A 15,861-nucleotide genomic window follows, 5' to 3' on the forward strand; every position below is an offset into this window, starting at 1 on the left:
CATGATCGAACGTTACTCTCGCCCAGAAATGGCGAACATTTGGAGTGAAGAAAATAAATACCGTGCTTGGCTTGAGGTGGAAATCTTGGCTGACGAAGCATGGGCTGAGTTGGGAGAAATCCCTAAGGAAGATGTAGCTTTGATTCGTGAAAAAGCGGACTTTGACATCGACCGTATTTTGGAAATCGAGCAGCAAACGCGTCACGATGTGGTTGCCTTCACACGTGCGGTTTCTGAAACGCTTGGCGAAGAGCGCAAGTGGGTTCACTATGGTTTGACATCTACTGACGTGGTAGATACGGCCTATGGTTACCTCTACAAGCAAGCCAATGAAATTATCCGTCGTGACCTTGAAAACTTCACTAAAATCGTGGCAGATAAGGCGAAAGAACACAAATTCACCATCATGATGGGTCGTACCCACGGTGTGCACGCTGAGCCTACAACATTTGGTCTTAAATTGGCCACTTGGTATAGCGAAATGAAACGTAACATCGAGCGTTTCGAGCATGCTGCTGCTGGTGTGGAAGCTGGTAAGATTTCTGGTGCGGTTGGGAACTTTGCCAACATCCCACCATTCGTTGAAAAATACGTCTGCGACAAGCTTGGTATCCGTGCTCAAGAAATCTCTACACAGGTACTTCCTCGTGACCTTCACGCTGAGTACTTTGCAGTTCTTGCTAGCATCGCAACTTCTATCGAGCGTATGGCGACTGAGATCCGTGGTCTTCAAAAATCAGAACAACGTGAAGTGGAAGAGTTCTTTGCCAAAGGACAAAAAGGGTCTTCAGCAATGCCTCACAAACGTAACCCAATCGGTTCTGAAAACATGACAGGTCTTGCGCGTGTTATCCGTGGTCACATGGTCACAGCCTATGAAAATGTTGCTCTTTGGCACGAACGTGACATCTCTCACTCATCAGCTGAGCGCATCATCACACCAGACACGACTATCTTGATTGACTACATGCTTAACCGTTTTGGAAATATCGTCAAGAACTTGACGGTCTTCCCAGAAAACATGATCCGCAACATGAACTCTACATTTGGTTTGATCTTCAGCCAACGTGCGATGCTTACTTTGATTGAAAAAGGCATGACGCGTGAGCAAGCTTACGACCTTGTTCAACCAAAGACTGCTCAATCATGGGATAACCAAGTAGACTTCAAACCACTTCTTGAAGCAGATCCAGAGGTAACTTCTCGCCTCACCCAAGAAGAAATCGACGAAATTTTCAACCCTGTTTACTACACTAAACGTGTTGATGAAATCTTTGAACGCATTGGTTTGGGTGACTAATTGAAGCAAGATAGCAGAAAGCAGGTTTGACCTGCTTTTTTTGATGGTGACATTTATGTCACTATTTTTGTTCTCTTTTCAGCCTTATAATAGAGTCATCGCTAGAAAACTATCAGAAAGGAGAAGTTAGCCATCTTAAAAGGACGACTTAGCTATTTACCGGAACTTAGTCTCTTAATAGTAAGTGTTGCTTATAATATCATCCGGATTATGAATGATATTGGTAGTCTTAAAGCACCGTCTTGGTTTTTAGATATGGATATTCCTAATGGGTGCTTACTATTACTTATTTTACTTATCGTTTTAAAAAGTGATGCAAGATAACGATTTCTTAAGTTACCTTTAAGCTTATTAAGATATATTATAACCATCCTAATAAAGCAACTAGCTTTTGTGAGCTAGAGGTAAACATAATTTTTTCATAACAAATCTCCCCGAAGAAAGTCTAGAAATCTAGGCTTTTTTCTTCTTTTTTGAGGTTTTATTAGGATATTTTAAGAAAATACTTGAAAACCCTTCCAAAACAAGGTAATATAGTTATATAAAGATTCTATTGGACAAGTGGTCACCTTGGAGGATTAGGAAGAAGAGGTTGGGAAGCCTGTACAATCGTATCTTTTCAGTGGTCTCTGGGCTGCTGTGAAAATCCCTTTGGGGATTTTTTTCTGCGATTTAAGGTTTCTTTAAGGTAGGGAGGTTATACTTTAAGTCTCCTAAATAACTTTTACTGAACCTTGTTCAGTAAGTCTCGTTGGCTTACACTTTTTGTAGAACAACGAACTTTTCTTTTTCATAATCTCCAAAAGAGCTCAACACCATGTGTTGGGTTCTTTTTTTGGTCACTAAAAAAACGCCCTTAGGCGTTTTAAATATGGCTTACATCTCGTCTGGAGCTTCAACACCGAGAAGGCGAAGTGCTTCTTTGAGGGCTGTTGCTGTTGCGTAGCAAAGAGCCAAACGGCTGTCACGTTCTGGGCTTTCGTCCAAGATACGTGTATGGGCATAGTATTTGTTAAAGGCTTGAGCCAAGCTGATAGCAAATTTAGCAACGATAGATGGTTCAAAGTTGTCTGATGCACGGTTGATGATACGTGGGAAGTCTTGGATGAGTTTGATGATTTCCCAGCTTTCAACGTCGTTTAGGCTGTATGTGGCATCTGCAGATGGCGTGAAGTTAGCCTTGCGCAAGATAGATTGGATACGAGCGTGAGCATACTGTACGTAAGGTCCAGTTTCCCCCTCGAAGGATACCATGGCATCAAGGTCGAAGTCATAACCATTCATGCGGTCTGTTTTAAGGTCGTAGAACTTGATAGCTCCGACACCAACAGCGTGGGCAACAGCTTCCTTGTTAGGCAAGTTTGGATTCTTAGCTTCGATTTGAGCTTGAGCACGGTTAACAGCTTCAGCGATAGTTGGCTCAAGTAAGATAACGTTACCCTTACGAGTTGACAATTTCTTACCGTTCTTAGTTACTAGACCAAAGGCAACGTGAGTCATTTCGTCAGACCAGTCGTAACCCATTTCTTTAAGAACAGCTTTCAACTGTTTGAAATGGGCAGATTGTTCATTACCAACCACATAGATGGCTTTGGCAAAGTCGTAAGTACGTTTACGGTAGAGGGCAGCAGCCAAGTCACGTGTGATGTAGAGTGTCGCACCATCTGATTTTTTGATGAGGGCTGGGTGTTCGATACCGTATTTTTCAAGGTTAACCACTTGGGCACCTTGAGATTCTTGGAGAAGTCCTTTTTCAGTCAAGATGTCAACGACTTCATCCATCTTATCATTGTAGAAGGCTTCACCGTTGTAGCTATCAAAAGAAACACCAAGTTCATCATAGAGACGGTTGAATTCTACTAAGCTTTCGTCACGGAACCATTGCCAGAGGGCAGTTGCTTCCTCGTCACCAGCCTCCAATTTACGGAACCATTCACGAGCTTCTTCGTCTACAGAAGGGTCTTCTTCAGCTTCAGCATTGATACGCACATAAAGTTGAAGGAGTTCATTGATAGGGTTGGCTTTGACAGCTTCTTCGCTACCCCATTTCTTATAGGCAACAATCAGCATACCAAACTGTTTACCCCAGTCACCCAAGTGGTTGATGCGGACTGGTTTGTAGCCTTGTTTAGCTACGATGTTAGCAAGAGCGTCAGCGATAACTGTTGAACGCAAGTGACCGATAGAGAAAGGTTTAGCGATGTTAGGACTAGACATATCAAAGGCAATGTTACGTCCGTGACCGATGTTTTGGTCAGCGTAGTGGCTGCCTTGAGCGATGACTTGTCCAAGAACGTCCGCTGAGATTTTTGATTTATCAAGGAAGAAGTTGATGTAAGGACCAACAGCTTCAACTTTTTCAAAGTTTGAAGCATCAATTTTTTCAGCGATGTCTGCTGCAATCATTTGAGGAGCCTTGCGTAAGACTTTAGCCAATGAGAAGGCAGGGAAGGCAAGGTCCCCCATGTCAGCATTTTTAGGGGTTTCAAGCAGACTTTGAATGTTTTCTTGCTCCAATTCGGGAACAACTTTAGCAATTTCTGCTGCAATGAGTTCTTTAGTATTCATAGGTACTCCATTTCAAATCTTGTCATTCATACCTATTTTACCATTATTTTAGTTAATAGGGTAGGGACAAGAAAGCATCTATTAGGAAGTATTCCATGAAAAAATACAAAAATTCTGTTATAATATGCAAGGAATATACATAAAAAGAGGAAAGATAATGAAGAGAGATCGTCAAGCTGTTATCAAACAGATGATTTCAAGAGATAAGATTGGGACACAAGAGGAAATTAAGCAACGCCTAGAGGCGGAAGGTATCACGGTTACACAGGCTACCTTGTCACGTGATTTGCGTGAGATTGGCCTGTTGAAGCTTCGTGATGAGGAAGGTAAACTTTACTATAGTTTGTCTGAGCATGTGCTTTCAAGTTTGGATCCTACGGTTAAGGACTATGTCAAATCAGTTTCCCGTGCCCAGTTTATGCTGGTTCTCCATACAGAATTGGGTGAAGCAGATGTTTTGGCTAACCTGATTGATAGTGACGGTAATCCTGAAATTTTAGGAACCGTTGCTGGCGCAGATACCCTATTGGTAATCTGTAAGGACGCAGTGGTTGCTGAAAGATTGGAAAGTGAGTTTCACTGATGAAGACTCCCCATCAGGATTTCCAAAAAGCCAAAGAAGAGTTAATCGACCTCCTCAAACACCATGAGGCGGTTCTTGCTTTTCAAGAGGCTGAGAAAGCTATTGGACAGATCCCTCAGATTAGTTCTATGGCTGGACAGATGAAGGCCTATCAACAAGAAGCGGTGCTTTTTCAAAAAATTGAGAAACAACGTGCCTATGAGGAGGCAGGTGAGCAGGCAGATTTGATTCAGAATGAGTTGGAAAATTTGCCCATTGTTCAGGATTACCGTCAAAAGATGCAAGATGCCAGTGACTTGATTCAATATGTGACCAAGTCTATCGAAGAAAAGATTAACGAGGAGTTAAGACATGGCTAAGGAAAAGATATCTCCAGGAATGCAGCAGTATTTGGATATCAAGGAAAATTATCCAGATGCTTTTTTGCTGTTTCGGATGGGGGATTTTTACGAATTATTTTACGATGATGCCGTTAAGGCTGCTCAAATTTTGGAAATTAGCCTAACCAGTCGTAATAAGAACGCAGATAATCCCATTCCTATGGCAGGTGTTCCTTATCATTCGGCTCAAGCCTATATTGATGTCTTGGTTGAGATGGGCTACAAAGTAGCCATTGCTGAGCAGATGGAGGACCCTAAACAGGCTGTTGGCGTGGTTAAGCGTGAGGTAGTTCAGGTTATCACGCCAGGGACAGTGGTTGACAGCTCTAAACCTGATAATGCCAACAATTTCTTAGTAGCCATTGACAAGGTTGGAAGTCGATTCGGCCTGGCCTATATGGATGTATCAACGGGTGAATTTTTTGCGACAGAGTTGGATGATTTTAGTTCAGTTTGCAGTGAAATTCAGAATCTTAAGGCACGTGAAGTAGTCGTTGGGTATGATTTACCTGAAGCTGATGAACAAGTTTTGGTGAAGCAACTCAACCTGCTTCTCTCCAAGGAAACGGAGGTTTACGATGATGTCCACTTGATTGACACTAGTTTGACAGATTTGGAAAGCAGTGTGGCGGGTAAACTTCTCCAGTATGTTCATCGTACTCAGATGCGAGAGCTCAGTCATTTACAAAAGGCTCAGCACTATGAGATTAAGGATTACTTGCAGATGTCCTATGCGACCAAGTCAAGTTTGGATTTACTGGAAAATGCTAGAACGGGCAAGAAACACGGATCTCTTTTCTGGCTCTTGGATGAAACCAAGACAGCTATGGGAATGCGTCTCTTGCGAACTTGGATTGATCGTCCTTTAGTGAATCAAGCCACTATCACCGAGCGTCAGAATATTATCCAAGTTTTCTTGGACAATTTCTTCGAGCGTAGTGACTTGACTGAGAGTCTAAAAGGTGTTTACGATATTGAGCGACTGGCCAGTCGTGTTTCCTTTGGCAAGGCTAATCCAAAAGATTTGATTCAGCTAGGTCATACTTTGGCTCAAGTACCGGTGATTAAGGCGATTTTGGAGTCCTTTAATGATGAGGCCTTGTCACGCCTTTTACAAGAGTTAGATGCTCTGCCAGAATTAGAGAGTTTGATTCGGTCGGCTATTGATCCAGATGCTCCTGCAACCATTACAGAAGGTGGCATTATCCGTGCTGGTTTTGATGAGACCTTGGACAAGTATCGCAAGGTGATGAGTGAGGGAACCTCATGGATCGCAGATATCGAAGCTAAAGAACGTGAAGCGTCTGGTATTACAACACTAAAGATTGATTATAACCGTAAAGATGGTTATTACTTCCATGTGACCAACTCTAACCTTAGCTTGGTTCCTGACCATTTCTTCCGCAAGGCAACTCTGAAAAATTCAGAGCGCTTTGGAACTGCTGAGTTGGCTAAAATTGAAGGTGAGATGCTTGAGGCGCGTGAAAAATCATCAACGCTAGAGTATGATATTTTCATGCGTGTCCGTGAGCAGGTGGAACGCTATATTGACCGTTTGCAATCTTTGGCTAAAGCTATTGCGACAGTCGATGTGCTTCAGAGTCTAGCTGTTGTAGCAGAGACCAATCATTATGTTCGTCCTGTGTTCAATGATGAGCATCGTATTGTTATTGATCAAGGCCGTCATGCAGTGGTTGAGAAGGTTATGGGCGTTCAAGAATACATTCCAAACACCATTACCTTTGACAGTCAGACCAATATTCAGCTCATCACAGGACCAAATATGAGTGGTAAATCCACCTATATGCGTCAGTTAGCCTTGTCAGTCGTTATGGCTCAGATGGGGTCTTACGTGCCAGCAGATAGTATTGACTTGCCAGTTTTTGACGCCATCTATACACGTATTGGTGCTGCAGATGACCTGATTTCAGGCCAGTCGACCTTCATGGTTGAGATGATGGAGGCTAATCAGGCCATTAAGCGAGCGACACCTAATTCCTTGATTATTTTTGATGAGTTGGGACGTGGGACAGCCACCTATGACGGTATGGCTCTGGCCCAGTCTATCATTGAGTTTATTCATGACAAGGTGGGGGCTAAAACCATGTTTGCGACCCATTATCATGAGTTGACAGCTCTGTCAAATACTTTGACACACCTTGTCAACGTTCATGTGGCGACACTTGAAAAGGAAGGTGAGGTGACTTTCCTTCACAAGATTGTCGATGGCCCAGCCGATAAATCTTATGGTATTCATGTGGCTAAGATTGCAGGTTTACCAGCAGCTTTACTGGAACGTGCTGACACCATCTTGACACAACTAGAGGGCGATACAGTTACCATCCAACCTCAGGAAAAGGTATCGCCTCAAGAGAAACCTGCCACTGAAACGCATGTCAACGAGCAAATCTCTCTCTTTGATGATTTTACTGAAAATCCAGTTCTTCAAGAGTTGCGTGATTTGGACATTTACAATATGACACCTATGCAAGTCATGATGGCTGTAGCAGATTTAAAACAGAAACTATAAAAGAAGCTTGTCAATTGACAGGCTTCTTGTCTTTTATAGGTGTTTCAATTCTTGGTTGAGTTGTTCAATATCCTTTTTCATTTTCCAATAAGAGAAAACCCAAACGAGGAGATAGATAAGGCTGAATTCAATGACTAGCTCCAAGTAGAAAGTCAAACGTAGAGGGAACCATCCGCTGAGGGTAGCTAGTGGGATGAAACCTAGACAGGTCAAGGTGTAGTGAGTGAGGGTTGCACGAAGCAAACTCCACTCAGCCTTACGGAAGATATAACTAGCGACTTCAAAAAGAATACCGATAGCAAACCAAGTGATGAGGCAGTAGGCCAATACTATAGATCCGTGAACCTGATGTGATGTCATCCATTGCCCAATGGCTGAGTGAGGATTAAGAGGCATGTAGCTTGGCGCCCAGATAAGAGACATAATCATAGATACAGCTAATCCAATAAGGATGCCACTTGTGCCTGATTTAAAAAATTGTTTTTTCATTGTAATTTCTCCTTTATTGCTTTGAGGTAACGGCGTGATGAGTAGGTAGTTTCCTTGTTTTTAAGGTGAATTTCTACGAGGCCGTTAGGGGTGATGTTGAAGCGTTCAATTTCTTTGAGGTTGACAATCTCTGATTGTGAAATTTTGATAAAGTAAGATGGCAGTTTTTCTAAAACTTGATAGAGACGTAAGCCTAAGGGGTACTCTCCTTGAATAGTTTCAGCTAGAACTTGTCGATTTTCGATGTAAATTCTGGAAATAGCTTTGGGTTCGATAAGATAAGTTTCTCCATCTTTTTTTCCTTTGAGTCGGTGGTTGTCATCCAAACTTTCGACAAACTCGACGACTTGCTGAATCTTTGGCGTCCGACTAGGTGCCTGAATCTGCAACGTCTCTTCTTGAAATACCGAGTCAATCTGAACTTTTATTTTCATAACTATCCTTTCTTGTTTGTAATTGAGGAGGCCTCCTCCCTTTCACAACTTTATTAAACACTATTTACTAGTCCACAGCAATAGCGTTTGTCTATGTGGTCCCATATGGTGTCTAAGTGGTTGAAAATATTTTAGAAAACCCCTATACTTAATGAAAACGTACTGACGAGGTAATCACATGAAATCTATAATGAAATGGTTAGCAGGAATTTTTCTTGCCTGCAGTCTGATTTTGAGTTTTTTTACACCTTTTGAAAAGGCACTAACACTGAACCTGCTCTTGCTTTATTTCTTTGTTAAGCAGTTTATGGATTCTACAAGCTCGCCTAAAACCTACCAATGGATTTTCCAAATCATCTACCTCTTGATTTTTTCTGGGCTCATTTGGTTCAACCTTCGTCATGGGGATATGATTGTTATAGCCACAGCCTTATCTTGGCTAACAGTTGTGTGTGAGTTGTGGCTTTATAGTAAGCATAAGTAACAGTCAGCACCAGTGAATTTATCAACCTTTTAGAAGGGAGAAAAAATAATTATGCCAAAAATCATCGAATTGCCTGAAGTTCTAGCCAATCAGATTGCTGCTGGAGAGGTCGTAGAGCGACCAGCTAGTGTAGTTAAAGAGCTGGTGGAAAATGCTATTGATGCAGGCAGCACCCAGATTACCATTGAAGTTGAAGAATCAGGCCTCTCAAAAATTCAAATTACAGACAATGGCGAAGGAATGGCTCAATCTGATGTAGCTATGAGTTTGCGCCGTCATGCAACAAGTAAAATCAAAAATCAAGGAGACCTCTTTCGTATTCGAACTCTTGGTTTTCGAGGTGAGGCCCTGCCATCAATAGCTTCTATCAGTCATCTTACCATTGTGACGGCGGCTGATGGAGAAGCCTATGGAACTAAACTGGTTGCCAAGGGTGGGGAAATTGAGAGTCAGGATCCTATTTCAACACCAGTTGGAACAAAGATTACCGTTGAAAACTTATTTTATAATACCCCTGCTCGTCTCAAGTATATGAAGAGTTTACAGGCCGAGTTGGCTCATATTGTCGATGTTGTCAATCGTCTGAGTCTAGCTCATCCCGAAGTTGCCTTCACCTTGCTTAATGACGGTCGTCAGTTGACACAGACCTCAGGTACTGGAGACCTCCGTCAAGCTATTGCCGGGATTTATGGTTTGACAACGGCTAAAAAAATGGTGGAAATTTCAAATTCTGACCTTGATTTTGAAGTTTCTGGCTATGTCAGCCTTCCTGAATTAACTCGTGCAAATCGTAACTACATCACAATTCTCATTAACGGACGCTATATAAAAAACTTCCTGCTTAACCGTGCTATTTTTGATGGTTATGGTTCTAAACTCATGGTAGGACGCTTCCCTATTGCGGTTATTGATATTCAAATTGATCCCTATTTGGCTGATGTCAATGTTCACCCAACAAAGCAGGAAGTACGTATCTCTAAAGAAAAAGAGCTCATGGCCCTTATCAGCTCTGCTATTGCTCAAAGTCTTAGAGAGCAGGATTTAATTCCAGATGCCCTTGAAAATCTAGCCAAGTCAAGTACTAGAGGTGCAACTAAGCCAGTTCAGACGAGTCTCCCACTCAAACAAACCAATCTTTACTATGATAGCAGTCGTAATGATTTCTTTGTCAAACCAGAGACAGTCCAAGAGGATATCAAACCACTCGTGTCAGAGTCTCCAGTTTCATCGGTAGAAAACAAACCGCAACCTTCTGTTAAACAAGCACAACGTTCAGCAGATGAAAGTGATAGTGAACACGAAAAACTTGATTATAAAAACAAGTCGAAAATGAAGCGCATGCTTGAAAATCTGGACAATGAGGAAACCTCAACCTTCCCTGAGTTGGAGTTTTTTGGTCAAATGCATGGAACCTATCTCTTTGCTCAAGGACAAGGTGGACTTTACATCATTGACCAGCATGCTGCCCAAGAACGTGTCAAGTATGAGTACTATCGCGAAAATATTGGTGAGGTTGACAGTAGTTTACAACAGCTTTTGGTTCCCTATCTCTTTGAATTTTCAGGTTCGGATTACATTAGTTTACAAGAAAAAATGCCTCTTCTTAATCAGGTTGGTATCTATTTAGAGCCTTATGGGAATAACACCTTCATTCTTCGTGAACATCCTATCTGGATGAAGGAAGAAGAGATTGAATCTGCAGTCTATGAGATGTGCGACATGCTTCTTTTGACGAATGAAGTGTCTGTTAAGACCTACCGTGCTGAGTTAGCCATCATGATGAGTTGCAAACGTTCAATCAAGGCCAATCATGCTCTCGATGATTACTCTGCGCGTGACCTTCTAGTACAGCTTGCACAGTGTAAAAACCCCTACAATTGCCCTCACGGACGTCCTGTACTTGTCAACTTTACAAAGTCTGATATGGAAAAAATGTTCCGTCGAATTCAAGAAAATCATACTAGTCTACGTGACCTAGGGAAGTATTAAAACTTTTTTTCGTCTTACTTTACGAATAGGAATGTTAGATTTATAATAGTGGTGAAGACAAGGAATCTTCTAATGTTTTAGCACATCATTGTAGGATGATTGACTGATTTTTAAGTTAGGAGGTAGAGTGATGAGACACCTAACAAAAACTAATAAACACTTTTTACTTGTTGGCTTAACATTTTTAGCGACTAGCTTGATTTTCTATATTTTGGCTTGGTTAGGTCGACCAAGTTTGGAGAATGCCCTAGTAAATGTTTCTAGCATTGCCTTTACTTTAGGCGTTGTAACATATATTCTATTAGGCTTGAAGATGATTACAGATACTTTAAAGACGAGTAGTCATCCTTAAAATAGAGCAAACATAATCCACTTTCGAGTGGATTTTTTGTTACAATAGTACAGCAGTGCTTGAGGTGACAAAATAAACACTCAAGACAATTATCTTATAAGTATAAAATAACAAAGCAATCCATTGAAGATACGAACGAGAAAGGAAATCACACGCTATGTATGATTACATCAAGGGAACTCTAGTGAAAATTACTGCCAAGTATATTGTTATAGAAGCAAACGGCCTAGGTTATATTGTCACTGTAGCGAACCCATATAGTTTTTCTGACCAGATGAATCAGACTATCCAAGTCTACCTTCATCAGGTTATTAGGGATGACGCCCACCTTCTTTTTGGTTTCCATACTGAAGATGAAAAAGAGGTCTTCCTTAAGCTTATTTCAGTTTCTGGAATAGGTCCGACGACTGCTCTAGCCATTGTTGCTGTAGATGATAATCAAGGCTTGGTGGCTGCCATTGATAATAGTGACATCAAGTACCTGATGAAGTTTCCAAAGATTGGTAAAAAGACAGCCCAGCAAATGGTTTTGGACTTGGTAGGGAAATTTGCAGAGTTACCAACAGAAACGACCAAGACGACACCAAGTCAACCTGAAGGGAATCATCAGTTGGATGAGGCTATGGAAGCTTTGCTTGCTCTAGGTTATAAAGTTGCAGAACTTAAGAAAATCAAAGCCTTCTTCGAAGGTACTAATGAAACGGCAGAGCAATACATTAAATCAGCTCTTAAGATGTTGATGAAATGAGGTAAGCAATGGTCAATCGATGTCGTTGGGTTCCAACCGACAACAAACTCTATTGTGATTATCATGATAAGGAATGGGGAAAACCTATTGTTGATGATCAAAAACTTTTTGAGCTTCTTTGCTTAGAAAGTTATCAGTCAGGGCTTTCCTGGTTAACGGTTTTAAATAAGCGTCAGGCTTTTAATCGTGTTTTTCATAACTATGATATTGAGTGTGTTGCCCAGTTTAGCCTAAGTGAACTTGAAGAAGCGCTTCAAAATCCGGATATCATTCGTCACAAACTTAAACTAGAAGCAACTGTAAATAATGCCAAACAAGTACTTAAACTCCAAGATGCATTTGGCTCCCTATCCCAATATTTTTGGCATTTCTTTGACGGGAAGCCCTTGATAAATAACGTTCCCACATATAAGGACGTCCCATCATCAACAGACCTTTCTAAACAAATAGCAAAGGATTTAAAAAAGCGAGGGTTTAAATTTTTAGGCCCGACTACCATTTACTCATTTTTACAAGCCGCAGGATTTGTGAATGATCATGAAAATAACTGTGACTTCAAATAAATGAGTGGATTTGATTGACAAGACGAGAAAAACGTGTTAGTTTATAAACGAACATATTTTTGAGATTATTTTACGAATAGTAATATAGGTGAACCAATGAAAGCTGAATTGATTGCAGTAGGAACCGAAATCCTAACCGGGCAAATCACCAATACCAATGCCCAATTTTTATCTGAGAAACTAGCTGAACTAGGAATTGACGTGTATTTTCACACAGCAGTAGGAGACAATGAAAACCGCCTACTCTCAGTTCTAGACCAAGCTAGTAAACGTAGTGACTTAGTCATACTTTGTGGAGGACTTGGTCCTACTGAGGATGACTTAACCAAGCAAACACTGGCTAAGTTTTTAGGCAAAGAACTCATTTTTGATGAGGAGGCAAGTAAAAAATTGGACAGTTTCTTTGCTACTCGTCCTAAACACACACGAACGCCTAATAATGAACGTCAAGCGCAAATTGTTGAGGGGGCTATCCCTTTGCAAAATCCTACAGGTCTTGCAGTTGGAGGCGTCATTACTGCTCAAGGGGTGACCTATGTAGTCTTACCTGGTCCACCAAGTGAACTCAAACCTATGGTGAATCAGGAACTTGTTCCAGCACTTACTGAGAATCACGCAAGTCTTTATTCGAGAGTCCTAAGATTCTTTGGCGTTGGAGAAAGTCAATTGGTGACTATTCTGAAGGATTTTATTGTTAACCAAACAGATCCAACCATAGCTCCATACGCTAAAGTGGGGGAAGTAACACTTCGCTTGTCTACAAAGGCTTCTTCACGAGAAGAAGCAGATCAAAAACTAGATGTTTTAGAAAAACAAATTCGTTCTACTAAAACTCTAGATGGCAAATCCTTATCTGATTTTATTTATGGGTATGGAGAGTCTAATAGTTTAGCCTTTGAAGCTTTTCGTTTGCTTAAGAACCATGGCAAGACTATCACTGCAGCTGAAAGCCTAACAGCAGGTTTATTTCAGGCTAGTATTGCTGATTTTTCAGGAGCCTCACAAGTATTTAAAGGCGGCTTTGTTACTTACAGCATTGAAGAAAAATCTAAAATGTTGGATATTCCCTTGTCGCAACTAGAAAAACATGGTGTTGTCAGTCATTTTACTGCAGAAAAAATGGCTGAAGGTGCCCGAGCTAAAACAGATAGCGATTACGGAATTGCACTTACCGGTGTAGCTGGACCAGATTCATTAGAAGGACACCCAGCAGGTACAGTATTTATTGGTATTGCTGATAGGAATCAAGTAAGGTCAATCAAGGTTGTTATAGGTGGAAGAAGTCGTTCTGACGTTAGATATATTAGTACCCTCTATGCCTTTAACCTAGTTCGCCAAGCTTTATTACAAGAGACAACTTGATTTAAGTTTGTCTTTAACTATAGAAAGAAGAGGAAAATAAGTGGCTAAGAAAACAAAGAAAACAGAAGAAATTACAAAGAAATTTGGAGATGAGCGTCGTAAAGCACTTGATGATGCTTTGAAGAATATTGAAAAAGATTTTGGTAAGGGTGCGGTTATGCGTCTTGGTGAGCGTGCAGAGCAGAAGGTTCAGGTTATGAGCTCAGGCTCGCTAGCTTTGGATATTGCTCTTGGTGCAGGTGGTTATCCTAAAGGTCGTATTATCGAAATTTACGGACCAGAATCATCAGGTAAAACAACTGTAGCCCTCCATGCTGTTGCTCAGACACAAAAAGAAGGTGGAATTGCTGCCTTTATCGATGCAGAACATGCCCTTGACCCTGCTTATGCGGCAGCCCTAGGTGTTAATATCGATGAGCTTCTTTTATCACAACCTGATTCAGGTGAACAAGGTCTCGAAATTGCTGGTAAGCTGATTGACTCTGGTGCAGTTGATTTGGTTGTTGTTGACTCAGTTGCAGCCTTGGTACCTCGTGCAGAAATTGATGGAGATATTGGTGACAGTCATGTTGGGCTTCAAGCGCGTATGATGAGTCAAGCCATGCGTAAGCTATCTGCATCTATTAATAAAACAAAAACAATTGCTATCTTCATTAACCAATTGCGTGAAAAAGTTGGTATTATGTTTGGTAATCCAGAAACGACCCCTGGTGGACGTGCTCTGAAATTCTATGCATCAGTACGTCTTGATGTACGTGGAAATACGCAAATCAAAGGGACTGGTGATAAAAAAGATCAAAATGTTGGTAAGGAAACTAAAATCAAGGTTGTCAAAAACAAAGTTGCCCCACCATTTAAAGAAGCCTTTGTCGAAATTATGTATGGTGAAGGGATTTCACAAACAGGTGAGCTTGTAAAAATCGCTAGTGATTTAGGAATTATTCAAAAAGCCGGAGCATGGTTCTCATATAATGGAGAGAAGATTGGTCAAGGATCTGAAAATGCTAAAAAATATTTGGCAGATCATCCAGATATTTTTGAAGAAATTGATCATAAAGTACGTGTACACTATGGTTTGATTGAACCAGATGAAGAGGATAGTGTTGAAGAAACACAAGTTGAAGCAACATCTGATGAACTTGTTTTGGACCTTGATTCAACCATTGAAATTGAAGAATGAGTGTAAAAGAGCCGAAGAGCTCTTTTTCTCTTTTATTTAATCTAAGCAAAAAAAGATCTATGATAATTGAAAAAGTCCCCTTAGATTCAAAATAGGTCGCTAGACCGATTTCTTAAACTAAGGACAATGATAAGATAATAGTATCATGTGACAGAAAGAGAGAATTAACATGATTAAGATTTATACAATCTCAAGTTGTACAAGTTGTAAAAAAGCAAAAACATGGTTGAACAACCATCAACTTCCTTATAAAGAACAAAACCTTGGTAAAGAACCACTTACAAAAGAAGAAATCTTAAACATCCTATCAAAAACAGAGAATGGTGTTGAGAGCATTGTTTCATCAAAAAATCGCTATGCTAAAGCTTTAAATTGTGATATCGATGAGCTCAGTGTTAGTGAAGTGATTGATTTGATTCAAGAAAACCCAAGAATCTTGAAAAGTCCAATCTTAATTGATGATAAGAGATTGCAAGTGGGGTATAAAGAAGATGACATCCGTGCGTTCTTACCGCGCTCAATACGAAATGTCGAAAATTCACAAGCACGTATGCGAGCAGCTCTATAAAAAATGAAAAAGGAGATACTAGAGATCTTCTTTTTGCTTTCACTTATTGCATATAAAATAAGTATTGACATTGGTTCACAAACTTGATAGACTAATAAAGTCTCAAGGAAATTGTTCAGTAACTGAAAAAAGTTTGAAAAAAACTTTAAAAAAGTTATTGACAAGACAAGTGAGAGATGATATTATAAATAAGCTGCTTCGGAAGGGGCGGCCAACACGAGAAGTAAAAAAACTTCAAAAAAGTGTTGACAAGCTATTCTAGATTTGCTAGAATACAGGAGTTGTCTTAAGAGAGACAAAGACCTTTGAGAACTGAATAAGAAACCAAGTG

The 15,861-nt window shown here is 40.6% G+C and carries 15 protein-coding genes; 12 read left to right on the forward strand and 3 right to left on the reverse strand.

What is annotated here, in order from left to right; genetic code table 11:
- The first annotated feature begins 1 nt into the window (after position 1).
- Entirely contained in the window at positions 2-1,300 is a 1,299-nt protein-coding gene (gene purB / locus AX663_RS04965; RefSeq protein WP_060972888.1) for an adenylosuccinate lyase, read from the forward strand.
- 876 nt (positions 1,301-2,176) lie between these two features.
- Here purB and argS read toward each other — a convergent pair.
- Positions 2,177-3,868, reverse strand: coding sequence for an arginine--tRNA ligase (gene argS / locus AX663_RS04970; protein ID WP_060972889.1), 1,692 nt, complete (start codon positions 3,866-3,868; stop codon positions 2,177-2,179).
- 154 nt (positions 3,869-4,022) lie between these two features.
- On the opposite strand from argS, the gene argR reads away from it, so the two are divergent.
- The 3 genes from argR to mutS are packed head-to-tail and all read left to right on the forward strand — an operon-like array spanning position 4,023 to position 7,361.
- Positions 4,023-4,451 (forward strand): arginine repressor, encoded by a 429-nt coding sequence (argR, locus tag AX663_RS04975; protein WP_171963598.1) that lies wholly within the window; start codon positions 4,023-4,025, stop codon positions 4,449-4,451.
- Entirely contained in the window at positions 4,451-4,810 is a 360-nt protein-coding gene (locus AX663_RS04980) for a YlbF family regulator (RefSeq protein WP_060972890.1), read from the forward strand. The genes argR and AX663_RS04980 overlap by 1 nt, the downstream gene beginning before the upstream one ends.
- A 19-nt stretch (positions 4,811-4,829) precedes the next feature.
- A complete protein-coding gene (mutS, locus tag AX663_RS04985) occupies positions 4,830-7,361 on the forward strand; it encodes a DNA mismatch repair protein MutS (protein ID WP_414820569.1) in 2,532 nt (843 codons plus the stop codon).
- Positions 7,362-7,394: 33 nt separating this feature from the next.
- Here mutS and AX663_RS04990 read toward each other — a convergent pair whose 3' ends face one another.
- Together AX663_RS04990 and AX663_RS04995 are read right to left on the reverse strand one after the other, a co-directional pair.
- Positions 7,395-7,850 carry a DUF3021 domain-containing protein gene (locus AX663_RS04990; RefSeq protein ID WP_060972892.1) on the reverse strand — a complete coding sequence of 152 codons (456 nt, stop codon included), beginning with the start codon at positions 7,848-7,850 and terminating at the stop codon, positions 7,395-7,397.
- The gene (locus tag AX663_RS04995; protein WP_013989911.1) at positions 7,847-8,284 is read right to left on the reverse strand and encodes a LytTR family DNA-binding domain-containing protein; all 438 of its coding nucleotides are present in this window, start codon (positions 8,282-8,284) and stop codon (positions 7,847-7,849) included. Before AX663_RS04995 ends, AX663_RS04990 begins: the two co-directional genes overlap by 4 nt.
- Before the next feature lie 178 nt (positions 8,285-8,462).
- Here AX663_RS04995 and AX663_RS05000 point away from each other — a divergent pair, with 178 nt between their 5' ends.
- The 8 genes from AX663_RS05000 (at position 8,463) to spx (ending at position 15,530) form a co-directional block, all read left to right on the forward strand.
- Positions 8,463-8,768, forward strand: coding sequence for a hypothetical protein (locus tag AX663_RS05000; RefSeq protein ID WP_037603797.1), 306 nt, complete (start codon positions 8,463-8,465; stop codon positions 8,766-8,768).
- 51 nt (positions 8,769-8,819) lie between these two features.
- Complete coding sequence (mutL, locus tag AX663_RS05005) at positions 8,820-10,757, forward strand: DNA mismatch repair endonuclease MutL (RefSeq protein ID WP_060972893.1); 1,938 nt, start codon at positions 8,820-8,822, stop codon at positions 10,755-10,757.
- A 130-nt stretch (positions 10,758-10,887) separates the two neighbouring features.
- On the forward strand, positions 10,888-11,109 hold the full coding sequence (locus AX663_RS05010; RefSeq protein ID WP_037597288.1) for a hypothetical protein: 222 nt from the start codon (positions 10,888-10,890) through the stop codon (positions 11,107-11,109).
- A 157-nt stretch (positions 11,110-11,266) separates the two neighbouring features.
- Positions 11,267-11,857, forward strand: a complete 591-nt coding sequence (ruvA, locus tag AX663_RS05015; protein WP_060972894.1) for a Holliday junction branch migration protein RuvA — start codon at positions 11,267-11,269, stop codon at positions 11,855-11,857.
- Between the two features lie 8 nt (positions 11,858-11,865).
- Positions 11,866-12,420: a DNA-3-methyladenine glycosylase I gene (locus tag AX663_RS05020; RefSeq protein WP_060972895.1), complete on the forward strand. Its 555-nt coding sequence runs from the start codon at positions 11,866-11,868 to the stop codon at positions 12,418-12,420.
- 96 nt (positions 12,421-12,516) lie between these two features.
- On the forward strand, positions 12,517-13,782 hold the full coding sequence (locus AX663_RS05025; RefSeq protein ID WP_060972896.1) for a competence/damage-inducible protein A: 1,266 nt from the start codon (positions 12,517-12,519) through the stop codon (positions 13,780-13,782).
- Between the two features lie 40 nt (positions 13,783-13,822).
- On the forward strand, positions 13,823-14,962 hold the full coding sequence (gene recA / locus AX663_RS05030; protein WP_060972897.1) for a recombinase RecA: 1,140 nt from the start codon (positions 13,823-13,825) through the stop codon (positions 14,960-14,962).
- Positions 14,963-15,131: 169 nt separating this feature from the next.
- On the forward strand, positions 15,132-15,530 hold the full coding sequence (spx, locus tag AX663_RS05035) for a transcriptional regulator Spx (RefSeq protein WP_002886328.1): 399 nt from the start codon (positions 15,132-15,134) through the stop codon (positions 15,528-15,530).
- Positions 15,531-15,861 lie beyond the last annotated feature (331 nt).

Source organism: Streptococcus sp. CCH8-H5, from assembly GCF_001556505.1.
Lineage (GTDB): Bacteria > Bacillota > Bacilli > Lactobacillales > Streptococcaceae > Streptococcus.